The sequence below is a fragment of the Streptomyces sp. NPDC017979 genome (genome assembly GCF_044328175.1).
In the GTDB taxonomy this organism is placed as follows: Bacteria; Actinomycetota; Actinomycetes; order Streptomycetales; family Streptomycetaceae; genus Streptomyces.
In genome coordinates this window covers 540,409-564,730 of sequence record NZ_JBIRGU010000002.1, presented here as the reverse complement: position 1 = coordinate 564,730, position 24,322 = coordinate 540,409, and the positions used below count along the sequence as shown (strand labels likewise).

The window sequence follows — 24,322 nt, the reverse complement described above, 5'->3', positions numbered from 1 at the left end:
AAGGATCGGCCACTGACTGTCCACGACCTCAATGAGCTCCTGTTCAGCAGCGCGCTCGTGCTGTTGATCGCCGTCGCCGCGGTACGCATCTCGTCCCGCAGCGGGCTCCCCAGCCTGCTGCTGTACTTGGGCATCGGCGTCGCCATAGGCCAGGACGGCATCTTCAACGTCACGTTCAACAACGCCGAACTGACGCAAGTGATAGGTTATGCCGCTCTTGTGGTGATTCTGGCCGAAGGTGGCCTTGGCACCAAATGGCAGGAGATCAAACCCGCGTTGCCCATAGCGGTCGTGCTGTCCACGATCGGCGTCGGGATCAGCGTGGGCGTCACGGCCGCGGCCGCGCACTACTTGGTCGGGCTGGAGTGGCGGCAGGCGCTGATCATCGGCGCCGTGGTCTCGTCGACGGACGCGGCGGCGGTCTTCTCCGTACTGCGCAGGGTCCCGCTGCCGTCCCGGGTCACCGGCGTCCTGGAGGCCGAGTCCGGCTTCAACGACGCCCCCGTCGTCATCCTCGTCGTCGCCTTCTCGACGGCCGGCCCGGTCGACGACTGGTACGTGCTGGTCGGGAAGATAGCGCTGGAGCTGGCGATCGGCGCCGGCATCGGCCTGGCCATCGGCTTCCTGGGCGCCTTCGGGCTGCGGCACGTGGCGCTGCCGGCCTCCGGGCTGTACCCGATCGCCGTGATGGCGATCGCGGTGATCGCGTACGCGGCGGGCGCCATGGCCCACGGCAGCGGCTTCCTCGCCGTCTACCTGGCCGCGGTCGTGCTCGGGAACTCGAAGCTGCCGCACGCCCCCGCCAGCCGCGGATTCGCCGAGGGGCTGGGCTGGCTCGCCCAGATCGGGATGTTCGTCCTGCTCGGACTGCTGGTGACCCCGCACGAACTGGGCGACGACCTGGTGCCGGCGCTGCTCATCGGACTGGTGCTGACCGTGGTCGCGCGTCCGCTCTCGGTGCTGGTGAGCCTGATGCCGTTCTCGGTCTCGCTGAGGGAACAGACCCTGCTGTCGTGGGCGGGGCTGCGCGGCGCGGTGCCCATCATCCTGGCCACCATCCCCATGGTGTCGGGGGTGGCCGACAGCACCCGGATCTTCAACATCGTCTTCGTGCTGGTCGTGGTCTACACCCTGGTGCAGGGGCCGACGCTGCCGTGGCTGGCCAGGGCCCTGAAGCTGGGGCCGGGCGCACCGTCCGACCTCGGCATCGAGTCGGCTCCGCTGGAGCGGCTGCGCGGCCATCTGCTCTCCGTCTCCATCCCGGAGGAGTCCAAGATGCACGGGGTGGAGGTCGCGGAGCTGCGGCTGCCGGCCGGGGCGGCGGTGACGCTGGTCGTACGGGACGGGAAGAGCTTCGTACCGCTGCCGTCGACGGTGCTGAGGCGCGGGGACGAACTACTGGTCGTGGCGACCGATCCGGTGCGGGACACGACCGAGCGCCGACTGAGGGCCGTGGCGCAGGGCGGCAAGCTGGCGGGGTGGCTGGGCACGGCGAGCTGAGGCCGGGGTCCCGGGGGTACGGGGTGCGGGGGTACGGGGTGCGGGTCGGGGGCGCGCTGGTCGGCGTACGGGCAGGTCGGCGCGCGGCGCGGCTGGTCCGCCGGCCTGTGCGTCCTGGTTTGGCCGGTTACCATGGCCACACCTGATCGACCACCTCTGCCTGACGCAGAGCTGGCGCGACCGCATGGCGGCCGAGGAGTCCTCGCAGTGGGCCCCGGTATCTACCGCAGTTCCGCGCGAGTGGACAGCTCTCGGCCGGGTCCCGCACGAGGGACCCGCTACCAGGCGGCAGAAAGGCACGGACCGTGGACTCCGCGGTCACCCCGAACCCCGACGGTGCCCCCAAGGCCCCGCAGGGACGTCCCGAGCGACCCGAGGGACCAGAGAAGTCGGCGCAGCCGGCCCGCCCGGGATACGGGCAACTGCTACGCACCCCCGGCGCGTGGAACTTCCTGCTCCCCGGCTTCGCCGCCCGGCAGCCGTTCGCGATGCTGACCATCGGCATCGTGCTGCTGGTCGAGCACACCACCGGTTCGTACGGCAGCGCGGGCGCCGTCGCGGCCGTCACCGGCGTCTCGATGGCGCTCTTCGCGCCGCAGAGCGGCAAGCTCGCCGACCGTTTCGGGCAGCGCGCGGTGCTGCTGCCGGGCGTCGTGGTGCACACGGCGTCGGTGGCCGGTCTGACCGCGCTCGCGCTGGGCGGGGCGCCGCTGTGGGCGCTGTTCGCCGCGGCCGTGCCGACGGGTGCGTCCGTACCGCAGATAGGTCCGATGGTGCGGGCCCGGTGGGCGGCGAAGCTGGACGGCTCGCCCCTGATGTCGACGGCCGCGGCCTTCGAGTCCGTGACGGACGAGTTCACGTTCGTGGTGGGCCCGGTGCTCGCGACCGCGCTGAGCACGGGCCTGCACCCGGCGGCCGGTCTGATCGCCGAGGGCGCGCTGACGCTCGTCGGCGGCCTGCTCTTCGCCGCGCAGTATCGCACCCAGCCGCCGGTTCTCAGGAGCGGCGCCGGAACAATGGGTTACGGCAACGGCTCCGCCGCAGGTCACAAGCGTGCGTCCGCGCTCTCCGTACCGGGTGTGCGGGTGCTCGCGGTGGCCTTCTTGGGCATCGGCTCCGTCTTCGGCGGCATGCAGGTCTCCGTGACGGCGTTCAGCGAGGAGATCGGCAATCCGGGCGTCAACGGAGTGCTGTACGGGACCTTCGCAGCCGGCAACATGCTGGCCGGCATCGCGTGCGGCGCCATCGCCTGGAAGAACGGGCCGCTGCGGCGGGTGGTCGTCGGGTACGTCGGGCTGACCCTGACGGCTTCGCTGTTGTGGACCGCGCACTCCGTGGTGCTGCTCGGCGCGCTCGGTCTGCTGGTCGGACTGTGCATCGCGCCCGCGCTGATCGGCGGCTACACCCTGGTGGAGGCGCTGGTGCCGGCGTCGGCGCGGACGGAGGCGTTCACCTGGCTGACGGGCGCCGTCGCACTGGGGCAGGCGCTCGCGGTGACCGCGGCCGGGCAGCTCGCGGATGCGCGCGGGGCGAGCGCCGGATTCCTGGTGCCGCTGGTGGGGACCGCGTTGGCGCTGGTCACGCTGGTCTCGTTGCGGTCGCGGCTGGTGCCGTCGGCCGAGGGGCGGATAGCGGCGCGTGGTGTGCAGGAAGCGCGTGGTGCGGGTGGGAAGAATCACCGCCCACAGGTGCCGGTGGACTGATCCGTTGGAATAGGTCACTATAGACCGTCGTTAGCACTCATCGAGTGAGAGTGCCAGGAGGAAGACACGTGCCGACCTACCAGTACCAGTGCACCGAATGCGGCGAGGGCCTTGAGGCGGTGCAGAAGTTCACGGACGACGCCCTGACCGTGTGCCCCAGCTGCGACGGACGCCTGAAGAAGGTGTTCTCCGCGGTCGGCATCGTCTTCAAGGGCTCGGGCTTCTACCGGAACGACAGCCGCGGCTCGTCGTCCAGCAGCTCGCCGGCTTCGTCTTCCGCTTCCGGTGCGAAGGGCTCCGACAAGGCCGCTTCGGGCTCGTCTTCCGACTCCGGTTCGGGGTCGGGGTCGGGATCCGCGTCTGGTTCCGGTTCCGGTTCCGGTTCCGGTTCCGGTTCCGACAAGGCTTCGGCGGGGACGTCCTCGTCGACGTCGAGCGCCAGCAGCTCCGCTGCCTGAGCGACCTGCTCGTCGGCCGTAGCGGGCGCTACGACGTTCGGCCCGACTCCTTCGACTCTTCAACGGTCTCGTCCACACGTCCCCGTCCGTCTCGTACGGCGGGGCCGTTGGCGGGTCCGGGGTCGGGCGTCCGGGTGGCAGCGGGGGCGGTCGCTCGGGTCGTGCCCGGGGGTCGGTCAGTCGAGTCGTGGCAGGTGGGTCCTCCGGGGTCCCTTCCGGGGGTCTCCTCCGGTCCGGCGGCCCTCGATAGTGTGACCGCCATGGCGAATGCGAACGCAGAGATCGGCGTGATCGGCGGCTCGGGTCTGTACTCCTTCCTTGAGGACGTCACCGAGGTGCAGGTGGACACGCCCTACGGCAGCCCCAGTGACTCCCTCTTCCTCGGTGAGGTCTCGGGCCGGAAGGTCGCCTTCCTCCCTCGGCACGGACGCAACCACCGCATTCCCCCGCACGGGATCAACTACCGCGCCAACCTGTGGGCGCTGCGCTCGGTGGGCGTGCGACAGGTGCTGGCGCCGTGCGCGGTGGGCGGCCTCCGGCCGGACTACGGGCCGGGGACGCTGGTCGTGCCGGACCAACTCGTGGACCGCACGAAGGGGCGGGCCGAGACCTACTTCGACGGGGTGGCCCGTGCGGACGGAGCCGTTCCGAACGTCGTCCACACCGGCTTCGCCGACCCCTACTGCCCCGCGGGGCGCGCCGTGGCGGTAAAGGCGGCGCGGGGGCGGGAGTGGGAGCCGGTCGACGGGGGGACGCTGGTCGTCATAGCGGGACCGCGGTTCTCCACCCGGGCGGAGTCGCGGTGGTACGCGGCGGCGGGCGGGGCGATCGTGGGGATGACCGGGCACCCGGAGGCGGTGCTCGCCCGTGAACTGGAGCTGTGCTACACGGCGTTGGCTCTGGTCACGGACTTGGACGCGGGTGCGGAGACGGGTGACGGCGTCTCGCACACCGAGGTGATGCGGGTCTTCGGCGAGAACGTGGACCGGCTGCGGACGGTCCTCTTCGACGCGGTGGGCGCGTTGCCGGCGATCGGGGAGCGGGACTGCCTGTGCACGCAGGCGCACGAGGGGTGGAACCTGGGGATCGAGCTTCCCTGAGCTTGACCGGGGAGGGTTCGGGCCCGTGTGAGTGAGGGGTCGGAACGGGCGTGGGTGCTCGTGTGGGTGAGGAAGTTATCCACAGCTGAGTAGTTGTCCACAGCCGTCAGCGGGATTCCGACGACGGGTGGATCGTGAAGGCACGCGGTCGAAGACGGCCGCGACGCAATGGCTCTCACGATCCACACGGCAGGCGGTGCATGACGATGACGACCTTCCCTCCTTCTGCGGGTGCCTCCGACTCGGGCCACCCGGGCGGCTCCGGCCGCCTCGCCGGCTCTGGCCACCCCGCCGGCTCCGGCCGCTCTGGCGCTGCGGCTTCGCTGCGGACGGATTCACCGGGCGCGAAAGCGGTTCCTGGCGCTTGCTTGGGTGCGGGCGCGGGCCCTGCTGGTGCGAGCCCACCCTTCTCCACTGCTCCGGGGCTGCCGCCCTCTCCCGTGCCCGAGCCCCGCAGCGTTCCTCCTTTTCCGCCGCTACGGGTACGGGGCGGTGCGCACCGGCTGCGAAGGGCGCTGAGGAGGCGACGGCGCGCGCTGGCGGCCGGGCTCGCGGTGGTGGCGGCAGCCGTCGCCGCTTCCGGAGCCCGTGGGTCGACGGCTGCGGACGACGCTTCGACGACGGCGGCGGCGCGGGGTGCGTCCAGGGCCGTGGAGGAGCCCCGACCCTCGATGCGCCTGGTGTCCGCTCCGGTGCGGATCGCGGACGCGGCGACGGTGCGGTTGTTGCGGCCGGGCGATCGGGTCGATGTGATCGCCGCGCCCGAGCCCGCGGGTACGGGTGCATCCGCGGATGCCGTTCCGGAGGCCCGGGTGGTGGCGGCCGGGGTGCGGGTGGAGTCCGTGCCGGAGCGGGGCGGGCGGATTCCCGGTGGGCCGGCGCCGGACGGTGCGGATGCTGGGGTCGAAGCGGCCGCGGGCGATCCGGCCGGCGACGGTTCGGCCGGCGGGGCGCTGGTGGTGCTGTCCGTGCCCCGGGACACGGCTGTCGAGTTGGCCGGGGCCGCGGCCGGTTCCCGTTTGGTGGTGGCGGTGTGCTGAGCTCCCGCCCCGCCCTCACTCGTACTGGCGTGCCGCCGTTGCGCCTCGTCCCCGCCCTTGATTGGACAGCGCCTCCACCGCGTGCCGTAGGTTGCGGAGCGTTTGACTCCGCATTCCACGTTTACGAAGAAGGGCTCAGCGGTGACCGAGAAGAAAGTCAGCCTTCTGGAGGGCTTCAAGGCGTTCCTGATGCGCGGGAACGTGATCGACCTGGCGGTGGCCGTCGTCATCGGCGCGGCGTTCACCCAAGTCGTGAACTCCGTCGTGAAGGGCATCATCAACCCGGTCGTCGGCGCGTTCGGCACCCAGGACCTCGACGCCTACAGCACCTGCATCAAGGGCACCTGCAAGGTGGTGAACGGAGAGGTCCAGGGCATCAAGATCCTCTGGGGCTCCGTCCTCGGGGCGACGCTGAGCTTCATCATCACCGCCGCCGTCGTCTACTTCCTGATGGTGCTGCCCATGGCGAAGTACCTGGCCCGCAAGGCGGAGCGGGATGCGGCGAAGGAAGGGACGAAGGAGGTCGTCGAGCTGTCGGAGCTGGAGGTCCTCAAGGAGATCCGGGACGCCCTGGTGGCCCAGTCGCGCAGCGGCGGGGCGCCGGGCGGTACCGCGGGCGGCCAGCCCTCGGACCGACCCTAGGTGGTGTCCCGAGCAGTGTCCGTCTGACGGCGGTCGATGCTCAGAGGTGGTGGGGCGGCTTCTCGTCGAGGAAGCGCGCGAGATCGTCCGCGCTGCTCGTGCTCGCAGGAGTCCGCTCACCCCACCCGCGGTCCGTATCGTCCGAGGACTGCTGGTCCAGCGGATCGTCGAAGACCAGGCCCGGCTTGGGGCGCTGCTGCCGGGGTCGCTTCGCATCGCGCGGTCCGGGGGCGGGGGCGGTGCTCATACCACCAGGGTACGGCGCATCGGAGCCGGCGACGCCGCCCGTCCCGCTGCCCGTTCCACCGCTTGTCCCGCCAGCCGTACCCGCCGCAGTCGAACCGCCGCGGGGGTCAGCGGTCCTTGGGATCGAGCAGCCAGAGCACGAGGACGACGAGGAACGACAGGCAGAGGAAGCCCGCACCCCACCAGGCCGTGCCGGTGTTGCCCTGCATCCAAGCGTTGACGATCACGGTCAGTCCCCAGAGCTGGCCGACGACCACGGTCATGGCCAGCACCAGCCGGGCCGTGAGGGCGGCCGACCGCTCCGGCTGCTGCTCGCCCCCGGCGCCCGGCCCCGGGCCGGTGCGGCTGATCCGCGGATCTCCCCAGCCGCTGGTCGGCCTGATCTGGGGATAGCGTTCGCGGACGGGCCGGTTCAGCCTGGGGTCGGCGCTTCCCGGCCGATAGGACGGCGGGGGCGGATAGGGCGGCGGATGGCTCGTGTCCGGGGGCCCGATGCGTCCGGGCCCAGGGTTCGAGGACGGCGGCTGCGGCTGCGGCTGCGGTGAGTCGGTCATGCCTGGCCTTTCGGAAGCTCCGCGCCGGGACAGCCGAGTTCGATGGCCTGCTCTGGCGCGACGTCGGCGAACTGTCGACACCAGGCGTCCTTGTCGCTCTCCCCGGAGCGAGTGGTCGCCAGGGCCCAGATGCTGCCGTCGAGGTCCTCGGTGACGATCACCCGCGGCAGGGGGCGCGGTGGCGGTCCGGCGGTGACTTCGCCGGTGCGGACGTCGAAGACGCCTTCGTGGCAGGGGCAGAGCAGTTCGCCGAGCTGCCCTCGGTCGGCGCGGTAGAGCACGGCGCAGGCGAGGTGGGTGCAGACCGCGGAGTAGCCGACGAGGCTGCCGTCCACGAGCCGTACGGCCAGGGCGCGGTCCTCGTCGCCGGGGTAGCGGAAGGCGATCGACTCACCGGGGCCCAGTTGGTCGGCGATCTTCTTGGGCTCGGGCACCCCCTCGGAGTCGTTGTGGCGGTGCAGGATGCCGGCGGCGACGCCGAGGCCGCCGATGGCGAGGCCGCCGGAGACGGTGGTGACGATGCGCAGGTAGTCGCGCCGGGTGGTGAGGGAGTCCGCGGAGATCCGGTCGTTCAGGGCCTCTCGCGAACCGTCGCCCGACGGCGGCTGCGCAGCTCCGGACGGGCCTGGTGGGTCAGTCGGCCCGGACGGCCCGGACGGGCCCTCGGAGCCGGGCGGGTTCGCGGGGTCGTGCGGGTCCGAGGGGTCGGCCGGCGGGGGTGCGGTGAGGCTCACCGTGGATCCGCCTCCCCCGTCGCCTGCGGCCCGGTGGCGTCGGGACGTGCCGCGTCCCGTCCGGCGCCGGCGACGTCCACGCCGTTGACGGAGATGACGGGCAGCCCGCCGGGGACGGGCCACTGCACCTTGTCCGCCGGGACGACCATCGCGACGCCGGTCCTGACCGTGGTCCGGCCGAAGGTGAAGGAGTCGGCGACCTGCACTCCGGGGCGCTCGGCCCGCAGTTCGTCGACGGTGCCGTAGAAGAGGGCCCCGGTGGGGCAGACCGTCGCACACATCGGGGCGAGGCCGGCCGAGGTGCGGTCGTAACAGAGGTTGCACTTCATCTGGAGCTTCGCCGCGAGGTCGATCTTCGGTACGCCGAAGGGGCAGGCGTTGACGCAGTTGGCGCAGCCGATGCAGCGGGTGGTGTCGGCCTGTTGCACCACGCCGTCGGCGGTCACCAGGATCGCGTCGGCCGGGCACACCTCGGCGCAGGGCGCGACGGGGTCCTCGCAGTGCATGCAGACAGTGGGAAGGGAGGCGACGGAATGGCCCTCGTCGGGGTAGTCGAGATGGATCATGGACTGGCCGCGGTGGGAGTCGCACTCGCGGCAGGCGGAGACGCACGCCTGGCAGCCGATGCAGCGGCCGGGGTCGATGAAGATCGTTCTGCCCATCATGGTCGGGCTTCAGCTCCTCTCGCCGGTGCCCCGCCCCTGGGGTGCCGAGGGCGGCAGGGGGTCGGCCAGGGCGGCCTGGACTTCCGGGTACGCGCGGTGGCCGGGGGCCGTGGGTGGTTCGGGGACGTCGTCGACGTGCTCGGCCCGTTCGATGCGGCAGGCGCAGACCTTGTACTCGGGGATCTTGGAGCGGGGGTCGAGGGCGTCGATGGTGAGCGCGTTGGCGGCCGTGGGCACCGGCCAGTGGTAGGGGATGAAGACGGTGTCGGGGCGGATCGCCTCGGTGACCAGGGCGGGGAAGACCTCGCTGCCGCGCCGGGTGACCACCCGCACGGGGTCGCCGGAGCGGAAGCCGTGCGCGGGGTGGACCTCCACCCAGGGCCGCGGGGTCTGCTCGACCAGCGCGCCGAGTCTGCGGGTCTGATTGCCGGAGAGGAAGTGGGCGACGGTCCGGCCGGTGGTCAGCGACAGCGGGTGGTCGTCGTCGTACGGGTCGGCGGGCGGGTGCCAGCCGACGGCCTGGAGGTGGATCAGCCCGTCCGCGTGGTGGGTGCGCCCGTCCTCGAAGAGCCGTGGGGTGCCCGGGTGGTCGGTCGACGGGCAGGGCCAGACGATGCCGCCCGTCTCCTCCAGCCGTTCGTAGGTGATGCCGTAGTAGTCGTTGACGGTCCCGGCGGAGGCGATGCGCAGTTCCTCGAAGACGTCGCGCGATCCCCGGTAGGGGAACTTGTCACCCGCGCCGAGGCGTTCGGCGAGTCGGCACAGGACCCAGGTGTCGGTGCGCACGCCTTCAGGTGGCTCCTGGGCCTTGTTGTGCTTGACGACGCGGGCTTCGGCATTGGCCATCACGCCCTCGTCCTCGGCCCAGGTGGTGACGGGGAAGACGACGTGGGCGTTGGCCGCGGTCTCGGAGAGGAAGAAGTCGAACTGGGCGTGGAATTCGAGGGCGTCGTAGCCGTCCTTGACGACCTCGTAGTTGGGGAGGGAGACGAAGGGGTTGTTGCAGACGCCGATCAGCCCGCGGATCTCGGCGCGCTGCATCTGCCAGACCATCTCCATCATGGAAGTCCCGGCGCGCGGCAGTTCGGCGGGGTCGATGCCCCAGATCTCGCAGACCTGACGGCGGTGCTCCTCGTCGTTGATGGAGCGGCCGCCGGGCAGCAGGTCGGACTTCTGACCGTGCTCCCGGCCGCCCTGGCCGTTGCCCTGGCCGGTGAGGGTGCCGTAGCCGGCGCCGGGGCGGCCGAGGTTGCCGGTGGCGACGCAGAGGTTGATGACGGAGAGGCAGTTCTCCACGCCCTGGGAGTGGTGCTCGATGCCGCGGGCGTGCCAGGCCATGGCGTTGTCCGCGGTGCCGAAGACCCTGGCGACCTGCACGATCTGTTCGACGGGCACACCGCAGATCTCGGCGGCCCGCCCGGGCGGGAACTCGGCGGCCTGTGCCCTGACTTCGGGCCAGCCGGTGGTGTGCGCGGCGAGGTACGCCTCGTCGGTGAGCCCTTCGTCGACGATGACGTTGAGGACGGCGTTGAAGAAGGCGGCGTCCGTGCCGGGCTTGAGGGCGACGTGGATGTCGGCGGTGCGGGCCACGGCCGTCTCGCGCGGGTCGACGACGATGAGGCTCGCGCCCCGGTCCCTGGCCCCCCACACGTACTGGGTGAGCACGGGGAAGCACTCCCCCACGTTGGCGCCGGCCAGCAGCAGGCAGTCGGTGCGGAGGATGTCGGAGAAGGGGTTGCCGGCGCGGTCGATGCCGAAGGCGAGCTTGTTCGCCCCCGCGGCGGAGACCATGCACAGGCGGCCGTTGTAGTCGACGTGCCGGGTGCCGAGGGCCACCCTGGCGAACTTCCCCACCAGGTACGTCTTCTCGGTGAACAGGCTCGCGCCGCCGAGGAGGCCGAAGGCGTCCTTGCCGTGGGCACCCTGGATGCGGCGGATCTCGGCGGCGGTGAAGTCCAGTGCCTCGTCCCAGGTGGCTTCCCTGAAGGGGGCGTCGCGCGAGTGCCGCAGCAGCGGGGCGGTCAACCGGTCCGGGTGGTTGACCTGCTGATACGCGTTGATGCCCTTGGGGCAGAGCCTCATCCGGTTGATGTCGTGGTTGCGGGGCTCGACGCCGAAGACCTTGCCGGCGCGGTCGACCCGGAGGTACATGCCGCACTGGACCCCGCAGAAGCAGCAGTGGGTGGGGACGAGCGTCTCGCCGTGCTGGTCGGCGTGCCACCGGTCGGCGGGGATGCCGCCGGCATCCCGGAAGCTGCGGGTGCCGGGCGGGGCGATCGCGTTGTCGAACGGCACGGGCACGGGGCCGGGTCCCGGTCCGGGTTCGCCTCCGGGGCCGGGCTGGCGCGGCGCGGTCGTCACTGGAAGCCCTTCTTGACGTGGGAGAGGTACGCGGCGCCCCGCAGGGCCCGCTTGCACCGCGGGCAGTACTCCGCCCACTCGTCGAAGCCGAGGTCCAGGTCCCGCATGGTGCCCCGGAGGTTGTCGACGTACGGGGCGGTGCCGATGGTCTCGCCGCAGCGGCGGCAGTCGAGGACCGGCCCGTCCTGGCGCGCGGTGTAGGTGAAGAGTTGGGTGCCCACGGCGGCGGGCCGCTGGACGATGTGGAAGAACTTGCCGAAGGGGAGGTAGATGAGCGTGAAGACCACGGCCACCATGTGCAGGACCGCCAGGAACTCGTAGCCCCCGCCGTGCAGGAACAGCGACGAGAAGGTGAGCAGGAGGCCCGTCACGGAGATCACGATCAGGGCGATCAGCGGGATCAGGTCGTAGGCGAAGCGCTGGCCGGTTGTGGCGGCGCGGTCCTTGAGCCGGCGCCACAGGAAGTACGAGGCGCCCGGGATGACCAGCACCGCGGCGAGGTCGAGGCCGTGGAACATCACCCAGCCGACGGCGTCCAGGGCGTCGAAGCCGAGGACCTTGATCCCCCAGATCCGCATCTCGTAGCCGGGGCCCGAGCCGGTGCCGGCGGTGAAGGTGAACCAACCCCAGGTCAGCGGGAAGGTGATCAGCGCCGCCAGTACGCACCCCCAGAAGATCAGTTGGTGTGCCGCCCAGCGGGCCCGGGAGCGGGCGCCGAGGAACTTCTGGAAGCCCAGGTAGGTGGCGGCCATCCGCGGCAGCGCGGTGGGGGCGCGGCGGGCGTTGCGGAGCGAGAAGAAGCTGCGCCAGCCCTTCCGCAGCAGCCTGCGGGCGCCCGGCGAGGAGACCCAGACGGTGTAGCGGTAGGCGACGCCGAAGGCGAGGAAGACGGTGGCGACCGCGTAGGGGAGGAGGGCGGAGTCGAAGTCGCGCAGCATCCGGCTGCCGAACACGATCGCCAGCACCAGCAGCGCGGAGACCGCGGTGGCGACCAGTGAGGCGCGGGCCTGCACCGAGCCCGGGGAGCGCGCCCCGCCCTTCGGTTCCGGCACGAGCGGCACCGCGCCCGCCCCGCCCGGTGGCCCCGGTGGCCCCGGTGGCCCCGGTGGGACGGTCGGGACCGGTGGGACGGTCGTCGCGCCCGTTCCGTACGCCGTGGTCCCGCTCGCCGCAGGAGGCGGAGGACCGGGAGCGGCGGGCCCGTCCCGGGTCGGCTCGGGTGGTGGCGGCCCGTCCGGGCGCGGCGGTGGCTCGGTCACGCGGCCACCGTAGGCAGGCCGTGCCACGTGCGCCTTTCGTGGCGGCGGGGCGTCAGGCGGTGGGGTGACGGCTTAGCCCAGTCGGCCCGCGGCACGCCGTCGGGACGGGTCGCAGGGCGACGGGCCGGCGTATGACGAGCCGTATGACGACCTCAGCCACCACCGGCGGCGGCTCCCGGCCGGTGCGCCGCATGCTGCCGCGCCGCGCCGACGAGGAGCACCGGGCGGCCACCCCGCTGGAGCTCTTCTTCGACCTGTGCTTCGTCGTCGCGGTCGCCCAGGCCGGGGTGCAACTCGTCCACGCGGTTGCCGAGGGGCACCCGGGAGAGGGGGTGACGGGCTACGCATTTGTCTTCTTCGGGGTGTGGTGGGCTTGGATGAATTTCACCTGGTTCGCCTCTGCATATGACTGTGATGACGTTCCGTACCGGATTGCGACGCTGGTGCAGATCGCGGGGGTGCTGGTGTACGCGGCGGGGGTGCCGCGGGCGTTCGAGGCGAACGACTGGGGCATCGCCGTCGCCGGGTACCTGATCATGCGGCTGGCGCTGACCACCCAGTGGTTGCGGGCCGCCGCGTCGGAGACGGGCGAGGGGCGGCGCACGGCGCTGACGTACACGGTGGGGATCGTGCTCTGCCAGTTGGCCTGGGTGGCGCTGCTGTTCGCGCCGCAGGAGGACAAGCGGTGGCTGTTCCTGGTGGTCATCGCCGCCGAGTTGGCCGTCCCGCCGATCGCCGAGCGGCGCCACCAGACGGCGTGGCACCCACACCACATCGTGGAGCGGTACGGCCTGTTCACACTGATCGTGCTCGGCGAGACGATGTCGGCCAGCACCATCGCCGTCCAGTCCGCCCTCGACGAGCACGAGGCCGTCAGCGAGCTGCTGCCCATCGCCGCCGGCGGGCTGCTGATCATCTTCTCGGCGTGGTGGATCTACTTCGCCGTCCCCGCGCACGAACGGCTGACGTCCAACCGGCGTGCCCTGCCGTGGGGTTACGGGCACGTCCTGGTCTTCGGTTCGGCGGCGGCCATCGGCGCGGGCATGGAGGTCGCGGTCGAGCACGCGGTGGGCGTGGCGCACATCTCGACGCTCGCGGCGTCCGCCGCGGTCACCGTGCCCACGGCCGTCTTCCTGCTGACCGTGTGGTTCCTGCACTCCCGCCACTTCAAGCGGGGCCTGGCACAGCAACTGACCCTGCCGGTGGCGGGGGCGGCCGTCATCGGCTGCACGTTCGCCGCGGGTTGGGCGGTGCTGGCCAGCGGGCTGGTCTCGGCGGCGACGGTCGCGACCGGGGTGGTGCTCGCGGAGCGGGAGGCCCGCCGCGCCGCCCGGGCGGCGGCCGGGGGGCCGCGTGGTACTCAGGAGCCATGACGCACGAGGGCACAGCAGACACGGCGAACTCGACGAGTGCGCGGACGGAGGCGACCAGGGGCGGGAACGACGCCCTGACGGACGTGGCGGGGCTACGGGTGGGGCACGCGCGCGTGCCGGGCGAGCGGGCGCTGAGCGGAACGACCGTGGTGCTCGCCCCCGAGGGCGGTGCGGTGGCCGCGGTGGACGTGCGGGGCGGCGGGCCCGGCACCCGGGAGACCGATGCGCTCGACCCGCGGAACCTGGTGCAGCGCGTCGAGGCGATCGTGTTGACCGGCGGCAGCGCGTACGGGCTGGACGCGGCCGGCGGCGTGATGGCCTGGCTGGAGGAGCAGGGCCGCGGGGTGCCCGTGGCACCGGGCCGAGTGGTGCCCGTGGTCCCCGCGGCCTGCGTGTTCGACCTCGGCCGCGGCGGCGACTGGGGCGCGCGGCCGGACGCCGCCACGGGCCGGGCCGCGGTGGTCGACGCCGCCGCTTCGGCATACGGCGCCCCGGTCCCGCAGGGTGACGTTGGCGCCGGCGCGGGCGCGGTGGTGGGCGCACTGAAGGGCGGCGTCGGCACGGCGAGCACCGTCCTGGAGGGGATCGGCGCGGACGGCGGGGACGTCACCGTCGCCGCGCTCGTCGTCGCCAACGCCGCGGGTTCGGTGCTCGATCCGACGACCGGCGTGCTGTACGGGCATCTGTTCCACCCCGACGAAGGCCGGCCGGCGCACTCCGGCGTTCCCGGCCGGGTCCGCCACCCCGACCCGGCCGTGCACGCGCGGGCGCAGCAGCGGCTGGAGCGGGCGCGCGAGGCGAGCGGCCCGCCCCCGTTGAACACCACCCTGGCCGTGGTGGCGACCGACGCCGAACTCACCAAGGCGCAGGCGCAGAAGCTCGCGGGCACGGCACACGACGGCATCGCGCGCGCCGTCCGCCCCGTCCACCTGCTCAACGACGGCGACACCGTCTTCACCCTCGCCACCGGCGCGGTGCCGCTGCCCGCCGCGCAGCCCTTCGCCCTGAACGACGTGCTGGCCGCCGGCGCGGACGTGGTGTCGCGCGCCATCGTCAAGGCGGTGCTCGCAGCGGCGTCCGTATCCGGCCCAGGCGGGGATTACCCGGCGTACCGAGAGCTGTACGACATCAAGTGATGCATCGGGCGCCCGGCTTGGGAATCGGTGGGGAACTCCGCAAAGACTTCTTGCGTTTTTCTTAACGCCGGACACGGTGTCGGACCCAGGGGCTACTTTTAGCAATCAACGAGTCACTTGTGGCGACGGCCAGGAGACCCATCTTGAACGATCCGTATGAGACCACCGAGACACATCTCTCGCGACTCTTGGGTCGGGCGCTCAACTCCTTCGACCTGCCCGACGCCACCGTCGAGAGACTGGACTCGGCGTTGGCGCACGCGAGTTCGCTGCACTCCTCGCACCACAGTGCGCAGCTCGACCGCGCCACGTACCGCCATGCGTATCTGCTGAGCGACGGCAGCTCCGTCGTCCTGTGGGAGCTCGTCCACAACTCCGGCCCCGACGGCGCCGACGCCCCAGACGGCCCTGGCGGCGCCGAGCAGCACGAGGTGTACGCGGACGAGTCCGAGGTCCGGCTGGCCGCGTCCCGACTGCCCGCGGGCTTCCCCGGCTTCGGCGACGCGAGCGGCCACCCCACGGCGGACGGCCCGTGGGGTCGGCAGCGCCCCACGTCCCCGACCGACACGACACCGGGCCGCCCCCGGACCGAAGGTGCAGGGGACGGCGCCGGCGGCACCGACGGCCGTACGGACCCGGCGGACCGGGGCACCCTCGGCCCCGACGTGGGAGCACGCTCCCCCGCCGCGCCGGCGGCCCCGTCGGATTACCCCGCGTCCCCCGCCTCCCAGATGGAGGCGGACGCCGAGTTGTTGGCCCGGTTGATCGCCGCGCCGCCGGCCCCGCTCCCCCGGATGTACGTCCCGGACAATTCCGCGGACCACGCCCGCCGCGTCCTGCGCCGCGCGGAGAACGGCGACCGCCCCGGCCCCCGCACCGCCGATCTGCTGCGCACCGCCTTCGCCCACCACATCACCCAGGTCTTCGGCCGCCACTGCCGCGTCGGCGAGCGCGAAGCCGGCTTCACCCTCTACGAGCACGCGTTCCTGCTGCTCGACGGGGCGGAGACCTCCCTGTGGGAGGTCGAGCACACCGCGACGCCCGACGGCCGCCACATGTGCGAGGTGTACGAGTCGGAGAGCGCCGCCCGGGAGGCGATGGAGGCGCGCAGCCGGGGCGGTTCGGTACCGCGGGCCGGCCTCTAACGGCCGCTCCGTACCGCGGGCCGGCCTGTGAGGTAGCTGATGCACGTGCGTGGGTCCCGGGGTTGCCCCCGGGACCCACGCAGCACCGCACAGCGACGTCAGACGGGCCCTGGCACGAGCCTCAGCGCGCCAACGTGACTTCCCGCGACCGCTCGCTCTCGCCCTCGCGCTCCGCTTCCTGCGCCTGTTCCACTGTCTGCGCGGTGCCGGACCCGGGGGCGTCGCCCTCCGGCGCGCCCTCCAGGTGCTGCTGCGACCGGGCCGGCAGGGCGAACATCAGCAAGAAGATGACGGCGAGGACCGCGACGGCGTACCAGAGGGAGTTGCGGAAGGCGTCGGCGAAGGCCGGGCCGGCCTCGCTCGGAGCGAGCCGTTCCTCGTCCATCGTGCCGAAGAAGACCACGGACACCAGCGCCAGGCCCAGCGCCGTGCCCATCTGCTGCACCGTGGTGATCAGTCCGGACGCCGACCCCGCGTGCTCGCGCGGCACGCCGGAGAGCACCGCGTCCGTCAGCGGCGCCACGATCAGCCCCATGCCCACGCCCATCACGACCAGCGGCGCCGCCATCTGCCAGGGTTCGATCCCCGTGCCGTAGTGCCCCGCCGCCCAGATGTAGAGCAGCAGCCCGGCGATCATGCCCAGCGCACCGGCCTGGAGCACCTTGCGGCCGAACCGCGGCACCAGCTTCTGCACGGAGACGGCGGCCGCGAACGAGACGGCGATCGAGAACGGCACTCCCGTCAGCCCGGCCCGCAGCGGGCCCCAACCGAGGCCCATCTGCATGTAGAGCGTCCAGACCAGGAAGAAGACGCCCAGCACGATCCCGAAGACCAACTGGACCGCGATGCCCGCCGCGAAGGACTTCACCGAGAACAGGGACAGCTCGATCAGCGGGGAGCCGTCCTTGCGGGACTTGTACCGCTCGTACGCGACGAGCGCGCCGAACACGACGACGCTGCCGGCCATGCATGCGTAGCCCCACACCGGCCAGCCCAGTTCCCGGCCGCGCGTCAGCGGATAGACCAGCATCAGCATCGCGCCGGTGACGAGGACGACGCCGACCAGGTCGAGCCGGAGCGCCTTGGGGGCGCGGGACTCGGTGATGTACTTGCGGCCCAGCACCAGCGCCGCGATGCCCACCGGCAGGTTGATCAGGAAGATCGGCCGCCATTCGAGCCCGAAGAGGTTCCACTCCGTCAGCAGCGCCCCCACCAGGGGCCCGGAGACCGCGCCGAGTCCGACGACGGCGCCGAAGAGGCCGAAGACCTTGCCGCGTTCGTGCGCCGGGAAGGTGGTGTGCACGATCGACAGCACCTGGGGCACCATCAGCGCGGCCGTGGCGCCCTGGAGCAGGCGCGAGGCGACCAGCATCTCCGGACCTGCGGCGAAGCCGCACAGCGCGGAGGCGACCGTGAAGCCGGCGATGCCGACGAGGAAGAGTCGCTTGCGGCCGTAGATGTCACCGAGCCTGCCGCCGGTGATCAGGCCGGCGGCGAAGGCGAGCGCATAGCCGGCGGTGATCCACTGGATGGAGCCGAAGGAGGCGTCCAGGGTCCGCTCGATGCTGGGGATGGCGATGTTGACGATCGTGACGTCGACCAGGTCCATGAAGGCCGCGGTCATCACGATCGCCAGGGCGATCCAGCGACGTCGATCGGTGTGCTCTGCGTTGTCCGTTGCCAGCGTGCCTGGTGCGGCTGATGCTGCTGGAGCGGCTGGTGCGTTCCCCGTGGCGGTGGCGGACGACACGGATTGCTGTGAGGTCATGAGCCGAACGTTAGGGTTCGTATAGGTCAGAACACGGCCTAGTTGACGGGCATCCTGGAGCCATGACGGACACTCCGGCACGACTCCTGAATCTGCTCTCCCTGCTCCAGACTCCGCGCGAGTGGCCGGGCAGCGAACTGGCCGAGCGCCTGAACGTCAGCCCGCGCACGATCCGCCGGGACATCGACCGACTGCGTGACCTGGGCTATCCGGTCGAGGCGAGCCGGGGCGCGGTCGGCGGCTACCGCCTGGTCGCCGGCAGCGCGATGCCCCCGCTCCTGCTGGACGACGAGGAGGCCGTCGCCATCGCGGTCGGCCTGCGCGCCGGGGCGGGCCACGCCATCGAAGGCATGGAGGAGGCTTCCGTACGGGCCCTGGCGAAACTGGAGCAGGTGCTGCCCTCCCGGCTGCGGCACCGGGTGACCACCTTGCAGGCCGCGACCATTCCGCTGACCAGGGGCGACGGTGCGAGCATCGATCCGCGCACGCTCACCGCCATCGCGGGCGCGGCGAGCGGGCGGGAGCGGCTGCGCTTCGGCTACCGCGCCGGCGACGGCACCGAGACGAACCGGCTCGTGGAGCCGCACCGGCTGGTGTCGACGGGCTGGCGCTGGTACCTGGTGGCGTACGACCTGGAACGGGAGGACTGGCGGACGTTCCGGGTGGACCGGGTCTCGGAGCCGTTCGCGACCGGGGCGCGCTTCACGCCCCGGGAGTTGGCGGCGGACAGCGGCGCGGAGCTGCTGAAGTCGACGATGTCGCGGGCGAACGGGCAGGAGCACGAGGTCGACGTGGAGTTCGAGGCGCCCGCCTCCTTCGTGGCGGCGCGGCTGCCCTCGTACCTCGGCGTACCCGTCGCCACCGACGACGACGGGGCCGAAGGCGGCGACGGCAACGGCCGCTGTCGGCTGCGCACCCGCTCCCAGGACTCCATCGAGTGGCTGGGGCTGCGGCTGGCGCTGGTGGACTGCGAGTTCACCGTGCACGGACCCGACGCCCTCGTCTCGTACATGAGCGAACTGGGCGCCCGGCTGACCCGTTCGGTGCCGCCACCCCCGGCCTGACGCCCCGGTGCCGCCGCCCCCGGCCTGACGCAGCCAACCGGCACACGGACCCCGCAAAGGGAAGGACCCCGAGGCCAGGGGGGGTGGGCCTCGGGGTCCGCTCTGGGTGGGCGCTCCTCGCGGATGCGCCCAGGGGGCTCACGCGGCTGCGTGCGCCCGGTGGGTCACGCGGCCGCGTCGAAGCCGGTGTCCCGTGCCATGCGCTTCAGCTCCAGCAGCGCGTGCTTCTCGATCTGGCGGATCCGCTCGCGGGTCAGTCCGTGCTCCTTGCCGACCTCGGTGAGCGTGCGCTCGCGGCCGTCCACGATGCCGTACCGCATGCGGATGATGGACGCGGTGCGCTGGTCGAGCTGGCCGATCAGATCGTCCAGGCCCTCGCTGCGCAGCAGCGTCAGCACGGACTGCTCGGGGGAGACCGCCGAGGTGTCCTCCAGGAGGTCGCCGAACTGGGTCTCGCCGGCGTCGTCCACCGACATGTTCAAGCTGACGGGGTCGCGGGCCCAGTCGAGCACGTCCGTCACGCGCGCGGGGGTGGAGCCCAGCTCCTCCGCGATCTCGACGGCCTCCGGCTCACGGCCCTTCTCGCGGTTGAACTCGCGCTGGACGCGACGGATCCGGCCGAGCTCCTCCACCAGGTGGACGGGGAGCCGGATGGTGCGGGACTGGTCGGCTATGGAGCGGGTGATGGCCTGCCGGATCCACCACGTCGCGTACGTCGAGAACTTGAAGCCCTTGGCGTAGTCGAACTTCTCCACCGCGCGGACCAGACCGGCATTGCCCTCCTGGATCAGGTCCAGCAGCGGCAGTCCGCTGCGCGGATAGCGCCGGGCCACGGCCACCACCAGTCGTAGGTTGGACCTGATGAAGACGTCCTTGGCCCGCTCTCCCTCGGCGGCCAGCGCCTCCAACTCCTCGCGCGCGGCGCCGCGGGCTTCGCTCTCCACCTCGCCGTCGAGGATCTGCCGGGCGTACACCCCGGCCTCGATGGTCTGTGACAGCTCCACTTCCTTGGCGGCGTCCAGCAGCGGCGTACGCGCGATTTCATCGAGGTACATGCCGACCAGGTCGCGGTCGGCGATCTCCCCGCCCACGGCGCGAACACTGCTGGCCCGGTCGGTGGTCCCCTGCTTATCGGACTGGCGACGGGCGACGGCACGGGTGGCCATGCGAGCTCCCTTGCTGAGTAGGTCGCGACACCCTGCCGGGTGCCCTGCTTCCGATGGAAACAACGATTGCAATCCGGACAGAATTCCCATGGCGCCCGACATTTTTTATGATCTTGCAGTACCCTGTCCGGCCACACGAGGAGGATCGATGGGTCAGTCGACCGGGGAACGTACGGAAGTGCTGGTCAGCCCTGGGGTCGAGGCCGATCTTGCGGACCTGACCGAGCTCTACAACCACTACGTCGTCGAGACGCCGATCACCTTCGACACCGAGCCCTTCACCCCCGAGCAGCGACTTCCGTGGCTGCTCTCTCACCCTGAAGACGGCCCGCACCGCCTTCTGGTTGCTCGGGACGCAACGGGGACGCTGCTCGGCTACGTCACCAGCAGCACGCTCCGCCCCAAGGCGGCGTACTCCACCTCCGTCGAGGTCAGCATCTACTGCGCACCCGAAGCGGCCGGCCGCGGCGTCGGCACGGCGCTGTACGAGGCGCTCTTCAAGGCGCTGGCGGACGAGGACGTGCACCGGGCGTACGCCGGGATCACCCAGCCGAACGACGCGTCGGTGCGGCTGCACGCCCGCTTCGACTTCCGGCCGATCGGGACGTACGAGGAGGTCGGGCGGAAGTTCGGCCGCTACTGGGACATCACCTGGTACGAGAAGCGGCTCGGCGACGACGCATAGCGACGGCGACGGCGCGCGGCAAGGACACGGCCCCACCCGCACGGCGTTGCCCCACCCGCACGGCGCCGCCCCGCCCGCACGACTCAGCCGTACTGCACCGAGCGCTTCGCGAGCCCCATCCAGAAGCCGTCGATCACACTGCGACCGCGCTCCAGCTCGCCCTCGGACGCCCCGAGGGTGACGAAGAGGGGCGCGAAGTGCTCGGTGCGGGGGTGGGCCAGTCGCCCGGCCGGCGCCTTGTGCTCGAAGTCGAGCAGCGCGTCCACGTCGGCCGCGGCGAGCGCCCGCCGCCCCCAGTCGTCGAACTCGACGGACCAGCCGGGGACGCCGTCGTGCCGCAGCGCGGCCAGGTTGTGGGTGAAGAACCCGCTGCCGACGATCAGCACGCCCTCGTCGCGCAGCGGCGCGAGCCTGCGGCCCACCTCCAGCAGCTTCTGCGGGTCGAGGGTCGGCAGCGAGATCTGGAGGACCGGGACGTCGGCGTCCGGGTACATCTCCACCAGCGGTACGTACGCACCGTGGTCGAGGCCGCGGTCCGGCACGTCCTGCACCGGCGTGCCGGCGCGGCGCAGCAGCTTCCGCACGGAGTCGGCCAGCTCGGGCGCGCCGGGCGCCGCGTACTGGACCCCGTAGTAACGCTGGGGGAACCCCCAGAAGTCGTAGACGAGGGGAACGGTCCGGGTCGCGCCGAGCGCGAGCGGCGCCTCCTCCCAGTGGGCGGAGACGACGAGGACCGCCTTGGGGCGCGGCAGGTCGGCGGCCCAGCCGGCGAGCTGGCCGGGCCAGACCGGGTCGTCGGCGAGCGGGGGCGCACCGTGGGAGAGGTAGACGGCGGGCATGCGCTCCGCCGAGGGCGGTCCCGGCGGGGGCGTTGCGGGGGTGGTAGTCATGGGAACTCCGATGTCCGAACTACGAGGTCCGATCCGGGACCGCGAGCCACGCACGCCCTGGACGCCATGCACGCCCGACGCGTTCGATGCGTTCGATGCGTTCGATGCGTTCGACGCACGCTCCCGCTCACGGAACCATTCGCTTGAACCTTCAAGCACACAGTCGAACCCTAGCCCGACTTAGTTTAACTTTCAAGAAATGGTCGTACAGTAGAAGTATGAACACGGCATCCACGGCAGCGTCCGGCAAAGGCGCCGGCGACGGACTCGAACCCCGTTGGCTCAGCGATCACGAGCAGCACGTCTGGCGTTGGTACCTCCACGCCACCAGGCTCTTCGACGACCACGTCGATCGCCAACTGCAACGTGACGCCGGGATGCCGCACATCTACTACGGCCTGCTGGTCCAGCTCTCCCAGGCGCCGCAGCGCCGCAAGCGGATGACCCAGCTCGCCATCGACGCCAAGATCACCCGCTCCCGGCTCTCGCACGCGGTGGCCCGGCTGGAGCACTACGGCTGGGTGCGCCGCGAGGACTGCCCCTCCGACAAGCGAGGCCAGAACGCCGTACTGACGGACGCGGGCTACGAGGTCCTGCGCGACGCCGCGCCCGGACACGTCGAGGCGGTGCGCCAGGCGATCTTCGACCGGCTCACGCCGGAGCAGGTGGACCAGCTCGGGGCGATCATGCGGACGATCGCGGAGGGGTTGCAGCCGCAGGACTCCGGCGCGGACCTGCCCTGGCTGCGCTGACGACCACCGACCGGCCGCAAGGGGTCGGGAGCCGCCGGAAAGCCCGCCGCAAGTCCCGCCGCAAGGGTCCGGGAGCCGTTGAAGCCAACAGGTCCGGGAGCCGGCGGAAGTCCCGGGAGCAAGCGGGTCCGCACGCAAGGGTCCGGAAGCCGGCGGGTCCGGGAAGCGGATGGCCCGAGGGGCCCCGCCGGAGCGATCCGGCAGGGCCCCTTCGGACTTCGGGTCGACCTCAGTGCATGACGACGGGGATCTTGACCTCCGCCTCCGCCTCCGCGCCGTCGCCCGACGCGGCACTCGGCGCACCCGACCCCGGACGCCCCGCGTTGATCATGAAGATCGCGATCGCCGCGGAGACGACCAGGATGCCCACCGCCCACCAGATCGCCGACGTGAAGCCGTGCACCATGCCCTGGAGCTCCAGGAGCTGCGGATTCGTCGCGCCCGCCGCCCGGTCGGCGACGAACGAGGTGGTCGCCGAGGAGGCGATGGTGTTCAGCAGGGCCGTGCCGATCGCACCGCCGACCTGCTGCGAGGTGTTGACCATCGCGGAGGCCACGCCCGCGTCCGTCGGCGCCACGCCGGTCGTGGCCAGCGCCATCGCCGGCATGAACGCCGTGCCCATGCCGAGGCCCAGCAGCAGCTGCGCCGGCAGGATCAGGGTGGTGAACGAGCTGTCGACGTCGAGCTGCGTCAGCATCAGCATGCCGAGCGCCGCCGCCAGGAACCCGGGGCCCATCAGCATCCGGGCCGGGACCCGGGTCATCAGGCGGGTGCCGATCTGGGTCGAGCCCACGATCATGCCGATGACCATCGGCATGAAGGCGAAACCGGTCTTGACCGGCGAGTACCCCTTCACGAGCTGGAGGTAGAAGGTGAGGAAGAGGAACAGGCCGAACATGCCGATGACGGCGAGGCCGAGGGAGAGGTACACCCCACCGCGGTTGCGCTCGGTGAGCACCCGCAGCGGCAGCAGCGGCGCCTTCACCTTGGCCTCGGTGACCACGAAGGCGGCCAGCAGCACCACGGCGGCGACGAACATGCCGATCGTCACGCCGTCCGACCAACCGGAGTGCTCGGCGCGCGCGAAGCCGTACACCAGGGCCACCAGGCCGAGGGTGGACAGGACGACGCCGGGGACGTCGAGCGCGGAGCGGTTGCGGGCGGCGTCGGACTCGCGGATCACCAGGTAGGCGCCGACGGCCGCGACGATCGCGAAGGGGATGTTGACGTAGAACGTCCAGCGCCAGTTCAGGTACTCGGTGAGGAAGCCGCCGAGCAGCAGGCCGACGGCGCCGCCGCCACCGGCGATCGCACCGTAGATGCCGAACGCCTTGGCGCGCTCCTTGGCGTCGGTGAACATCACCGAGAGCAGGGAGAGCGCGGCGGGCGCGAGCAGCGCGCCGAAGGCGCCCTGGAGGGCGCGGGCGCCCAGCATCATCGCCTCGTTCGTGGCGGCACCGCCGAGTGCGGAGGCCGCGGCGAAGCCGGCGAGGCCGATGACGAAGGCGCGCTTGCGGCCCCACATGTCGGCGACCCGGCCGCCGAAGAGGAGGAGTCCGCCGAAGGCGAGCGCGTAGGCCGTGATGACCCACTGGCGGTTGCCGTCGGATATGCCCAGGTCCTCCTGGGCGGTGGGCAGCGCGATGTTCACGATCGTCGCGTCCAGCACCACCATCAGCTGGGCGAGCGCGATGAAGATCAGCGCCTTCCAGCGCTGGGGATCGGGACGCGAGGCGTCCGGGAGGGCTTGGGCTGTTTGTGCCATGGAGGAGTCCACCTTGGGGTGCATCGATCCGGTTCTGGGCGTGCGGGGGTAGGGAACCGGCGGTTCACAGGGTTACGAGACGGCCTTACGGGCGCGGTCGAGCTTGCTCGGCCCCGGCCCTCGCGGTCGCTTCGGTGACGCGCGGGCGGGTCAGCGACACGTCGTAGTCGTAGCGGCGTATCGGCGGGACTCCGCCGTCAGTGCTCCGGAGGTTCTCTGGGTGCTCTGGATTTCCTTGGGTGCTCTGGATCTTCAAGATCTACGGCCTGTACGGCCTGTTCGGCCCTTCGAGCCAGTGGTGATCGGTCAGTGGTGC

The 24,322-nt window shown here is 71.8% G+C and carries 22 protein-coding genes; 12 read left to right on the top strand and 10 right to left on the bottom strand.

What is annotated here, in order from left to right; translation table 11 throughout:
- Nucleotides 1–57 precede the first annotated feature (57 nt).
- The 6 genes from ACH4E8_RS08535 (at nucleotide 58) to mscL (ending at nucleotide 6,443) form a co-directional block, all read left to right on the top strand.
- On the top strand, nucleotides 58–1,500 hold the full coding sequence (locus ACH4E8_RS08535) for a potassium/proton antiporter (protein ID WP_398445655.1): 1,443 nt from the start codon (nucleotides 58–60) through the stop codon (nucleotides 1,498–1,500).
- Nucleotides 1,501–1,922: 422 nt separating this feature from the next.
- On the top strand, nucleotides 1,923–3,203 hold the full coding sequence (locus tag ACH4E8_RS08530) for an MFS transporter (protein WP_398446096.1): 1,281 nt from the start codon (nucleotides 1,923–1,925) through the stop codon (nucleotides 3,201–3,203).
- Between the two features lie 68 nt (nucleotides 3,204–3,271).
- Nucleotides 3,272–3,661, top strand: coding sequence for an FmdB family zinc ribbon protein (locus ACH4E8_RS08525; protein ID WP_398445653.1), 390 nt, complete (start codon nucleotides 3,272–3,274; stop codon nucleotides 3,659–3,661).
- Nucleotides 3,662–3,921: 260 nt separating this feature from the next.
- Nucleotides 3,922–4,761, top strand: a complete 840-nt coding sequence (locus ACH4E8_RS08520; RefSeq protein ID WP_398445651.1) for an S-methyl-5'-thioadenosine phosphorylase — start codon at nucleotides 3,922–3,924, stop codon at nucleotides 4,759–4,761.
- 368 nt (nucleotides 4,762–5,129) lie between these two features.
- On the top strand, nucleotides 5,130–5,801 hold the full coding sequence (locus tag ACH4E8_RS08515; protein WP_398445649.1) for an RcpC/CpaB family pilus assembly protein: 672 nt from the start codon (nucleotides 5,130–5,132) through the stop codon (nucleotides 5,799–5,801).
- Nucleotides 5,802–5,942: 141 nt separating this feature from the next.
- The gene (mscL, locus tag ACH4E8_RS08510; protein ID WP_398445647.1) at nucleotides 5,943–6,443 is read left to right on the top strand and encodes a large conductance mechanosensitive channel protein MscL; all 501 of its coding nucleotides are present in this window, start codon (nucleotides 5,943–5,945) and stop codon (nucleotides 6,441–6,443) included.
- A 40-nt stretch (nucleotides 6,444–6,483) separates the two neighbouring features.
- On the opposite strand, the gene ACH4E8_RS08505 is transcribed toward mscL, so the two are convergent.
- The 6 genes from ACH4E8_RS08505 to ACH4E8_RS08480 form a co-directional block, all read right to left on the bottom strand.
- Nucleotides 6,484–6,690, bottom strand: a complete 207-nt coding sequence (locus ACH4E8_RS08505; RefSeq protein ID WP_398445645.1) for a hypothetical protein — start codon at nucleotides 6,688–6,690, stop codon at nucleotides 6,484–6,486.
- A gap of 106 nt (nucleotides 6,691–6,796) precedes the next feature.
- Entirely contained in the window at nucleotides 6,797–7,243 is a 447-nt protein-coding gene (locus ACH4E8_RS08500) for a hypothetical protein (RefSeq protein ID WP_398445643.1), read from the bottom strand.
- Nucleotides 7,240–7,977 carry a ubiquinol-cytochrome c reductase iron-sulfur subunit gene (locus ACH4E8_RS08495; RefSeq protein ID WP_398445641.1) on the bottom strand — a complete coding sequence of 246 codons (738 nt, stop codon included), beginning with the start codon at nucleotides 7,975–7,977 and terminating at the stop codon, nucleotides 7,240–7,242. The genes ACH4E8_RS08500 and ACH4E8_RS08495 overlap by 4 nt, the downstream gene beginning before the upstream one ends.
- Nucleotides 7,974–8,642, bottom strand: coding sequence for a 4Fe-4S dicluster domain-containing protein (locus ACH4E8_RS08490; RefSeq protein WP_398445639.1), 669 nt, complete (start codon nucleotides 8,640–8,642; stop codon nucleotides 7,974–7,976). Before ACH4E8_RS08490 ends, ACH4E8_RS08495 begins: the two co-directional genes overlap by 4 nt.
- A gap of 9 nt (nucleotides 8,643–8,651) precedes the next feature.
- Nucleotides 8,652–10,943, bottom strand: coding sequence for a molybdopterin oxidoreductase family protein (locus tag ACH4E8_RS08485; RefSeq protein WP_398445637.1), 2,292 nt, complete (start codon nucleotides 10,941–10,943; stop codon nucleotides 8,652–8,654).
- A 56-nt stretch (nucleotides 10,944–10,999) separates the two neighbouring features.
- A complete protein-coding gene (locus ACH4E8_RS08480; protein WP_398445635.1) occupies nucleotides 11,000–12,055 on the bottom strand; it encodes an MFS transporter in 1,056 nt (351 codons plus the stop codon).
- Between the two features lie 338 nt (nucleotides 12,056–12,393).
- Between ACH4E8_RS08480 and ACH4E8_RS08475 the strand changes: the two genes are divergently transcribed.
- The 3 genes from ACH4E8_RS08475 (at nucleotide 12,394) to ACH4E8_RS08465 (ending at nucleotide 15,916) form a co-directional block, all read left to right on the top strand.
- Nucleotides 12,394–13,635 carry a low temperature requirement protein A gene (locus ACH4E8_RS08475; RefSeq protein WP_398445633.1) on the top strand — a complete coding sequence of 414 codons (1,242 nt, stop codon included), beginning with the start codon at nucleotides 12,394–12,396 and terminating at the stop codon, nucleotides 13,633–13,635.
- Nucleotides 13,632–14,771, top strand: a complete 1,140-nt coding sequence (locus ACH4E8_RS08470) for a P1 family peptidase (RefSeq protein WP_398445631.1) — start codon at nucleotides 13,632–13,634, stop codon at nucleotides 14,769–14,771. Before ACH4E8_RS08475 ends, ACH4E8_RS08470 begins: the two co-directional genes overlap by 4 nt.
- A gap of 143 nt (nucleotides 14,772–14,914) precedes the next feature.
- The gene (locus ACH4E8_RS08465) at nucleotides 14,915–15,916 is read left to right on the top strand and encodes a DUF6227 family protein (protein ID WP_398445629.1); all 1,002 of its coding nucleotides are present in this window, start codon (nucleotides 14,915–14,917) and stop codon (nucleotides 15,914–15,916) included.
- Nucleotides 15,917–16,037: 121 nt separating this feature from the next.
- On the opposite strand, the gene ACH4E8_RS08460 is transcribed toward ACH4E8_RS08465, so the two are convergent.
- On the bottom strand, nucleotides 16,038–17,684 hold the full coding sequence (locus ACH4E8_RS08460; RefSeq protein WP_398445627.1) for an MFS transporter: 1,647 nt from the start codon (nucleotides 17,682–17,684) through the stop codon (nucleotides 16,038–16,040).
- Nucleotides 17,685–17,746: 62 nt separating this feature from the next.
- Here ACH4E8_RS08460 and ACH4E8_RS08455 point away from each other — a divergent pair, with 62 nt between their 5' ends.
- A complete protein-coding gene (locus tag ACH4E8_RS08455; protein WP_398445626.1) occupies nucleotides 17,747–18,748 on the top strand; it encodes a helix-turn-helix transcriptional regulator in 1,002 nt (333 codons plus the stop codon).
- A gap of 164 nt (nucleotides 18,749–18,912) precedes the next feature.
- Here the strand turns inward: ACH4E8_RS08455 and ACH4E8_RS08450 are convergent, their stop codons facing one another.
- Complete coding sequence (locus tag ACH4E8_RS08450) at nucleotides 18,913–19,914, bottom strand: RNA polymerase sigma factor RpoD/SigA (protein ID WP_398445624.1); 1,002 nt, start codon at nucleotides 19,912–19,914, stop codon at nucleotides 18,913–18,915.
- A 148-nt stretch (nucleotides 19,915–20,062) separates the two neighbouring features.
- On the opposite strand from ACH4E8_RS08450, the gene ACH4E8_RS08445 reads away from it, so the two are divergent.
- Nucleotides 20,063–20,599 carry a GNAT family N-acetyltransferase gene (locus ACH4E8_RS08445; RefSeq protein ID WP_398445622.1) on the top strand — a complete coding sequence of 179 codons (537 nt, stop codon included), beginning with the start codon at nucleotides 20,063–20,065 and terminating at the stop codon, nucleotides 20,597–20,599.
- 83 nt (nucleotides 20,600–20,682) lie between these two features.
- On the opposite strand, the gene ACH4E8_RS08440 is transcribed toward ACH4E8_RS08445, so the two are convergent.
- The gene (locus tag ACH4E8_RS08440; protein WP_398445620.1) at nucleotides 20,683–21,489 is read right to left on the bottom strand and encodes a dioxygenase; all 807 of its coding nucleotides are present in this window, start codon (nucleotides 21,487–21,489) and stop codon (nucleotides 20,683–20,685) included.
- A gap of 218 nt (nucleotides 21,490–21,707) precedes the next feature.
- Between ACH4E8_RS08440 and ACH4E8_RS08435 the strand changes: the two genes are divergently transcribed.
- The gene (locus ACH4E8_RS08435; RefSeq protein ID WP_398445618.1) at nucleotides 21,708–22,241 is read left to right on the top strand and encodes a MarR family winged helix-turn-helix transcriptional regulator; all 534 of its coding nucleotides are present in this window, start codon (nucleotides 21,708–21,710) and stop codon (nucleotides 22,239–22,241) included.
- A gap of 229 nt (nucleotides 22,242–22,470) precedes the next feature.
- Here ACH4E8_RS08435 and ACH4E8_RS08430 read toward each other — a convergent pair whose 3' ends face one another.
- Complete coding sequence (locus ACH4E8_RS08430; protein ID WP_398445616.1) at nucleotides 22,471–24,006, bottom strand: MFS transporter; 1,536 nt, start codon at nucleotides 24,004–24,006, stop codon at nucleotides 22,471–22,473.
- Nucleotides 24,007–24,322 lie beyond the last annotated feature (316 nt).

Coding starts and splice junctions, on each gene's coding strand:
- ACH4E8_RS08520 (WP_398445651.1), top strand. CDS start 3,922: ATGGCGAATGCGAACGCAGAGATCGGCGTGATCGGCGGCTCGGGTCTG.
- ACH4E8_RS08505 (WP_398445645.1), bottom strand. CDS start 6,690: ATGAGCACCGCCCCCGCCCCCGGACCGCGCGATGCGAAGCGACCCCGG.
- ACH4E8_RS08500 (WP_398445643.1), bottom strand. CDS start 7,243: ATGACCGACTCACCGCAGCCGCAGCCGCAGCCGCCGTCCTCGAACCCT.
- ACH4E8_RS08490 (WP_398445639.1), bottom strand. CDS start 8,642: ATGATGGGCAGAACGATCTTCATCGACCCCGGCCGCTGCATCGGCTGC.
- ACH4E8_RS08475 (WP_398445633.1), top strand. CDS start 12,394: ATGACGAGCCGTATGACGACCTCAGCCACCACCGGCGGCGGCTCCCGG.
- ACH4E8_RS08470 (WP_398445631.1), top strand. CDS start 13,632: ATGACGCACGAGGGCACAGCAGACACGGCGAACTCGACGAGTGCGCGG.
- ACH4E8_RS08460 (WP_398445627.1), bottom strand. CDS start 17,684: ATGACCTCACAGCAATCCGTGTCGTCCGCCACCGCCACGGGGAACGCA.
- ACH4E8_RS08455 (WP_398445626.1), top strand. CDS start 17,747: ATGACGGACACTCCGGCACGACTCCTGAATCTGCTCTCCCTGCTCCAG.
- ACH4E8_RS08450 (WP_398445624.1), bottom strand. CDS start 19,914: ATGGCCACCCGTGCCGTCGCCCGTCGCCAGTCCGATAAGCAGGGGACC.
- ACH4E8_RS08445 (WP_398445622.1), top strand. CDS start 20,063: ATGGGTCAGTCGACCGGGGAACGTACGGAAGTGCTGGTCAGCCCTGGG.
- ACH4E8_RS08440 (WP_398445620.1), bottom strand. CDS start 21,489: ATGACTACCACCCCCGCAACGCCCCCGCCGGGACCGCCCTCGGCGGAG.
- ACH4E8_RS08435 (WP_398445618.1), top strand. CDS start 21,708: ATGAACACGGCATCCACGGCAGCGTCCGGCAAAGGCGCCGGCGACGGA.
- ACH4E8_RS08430 (WP_398445616.1), bottom strand. CDS start 24,006: ATGGCACAAACAGCCCAAGCCCTCCCGGACGCCTCGCGTCCCGATCCC.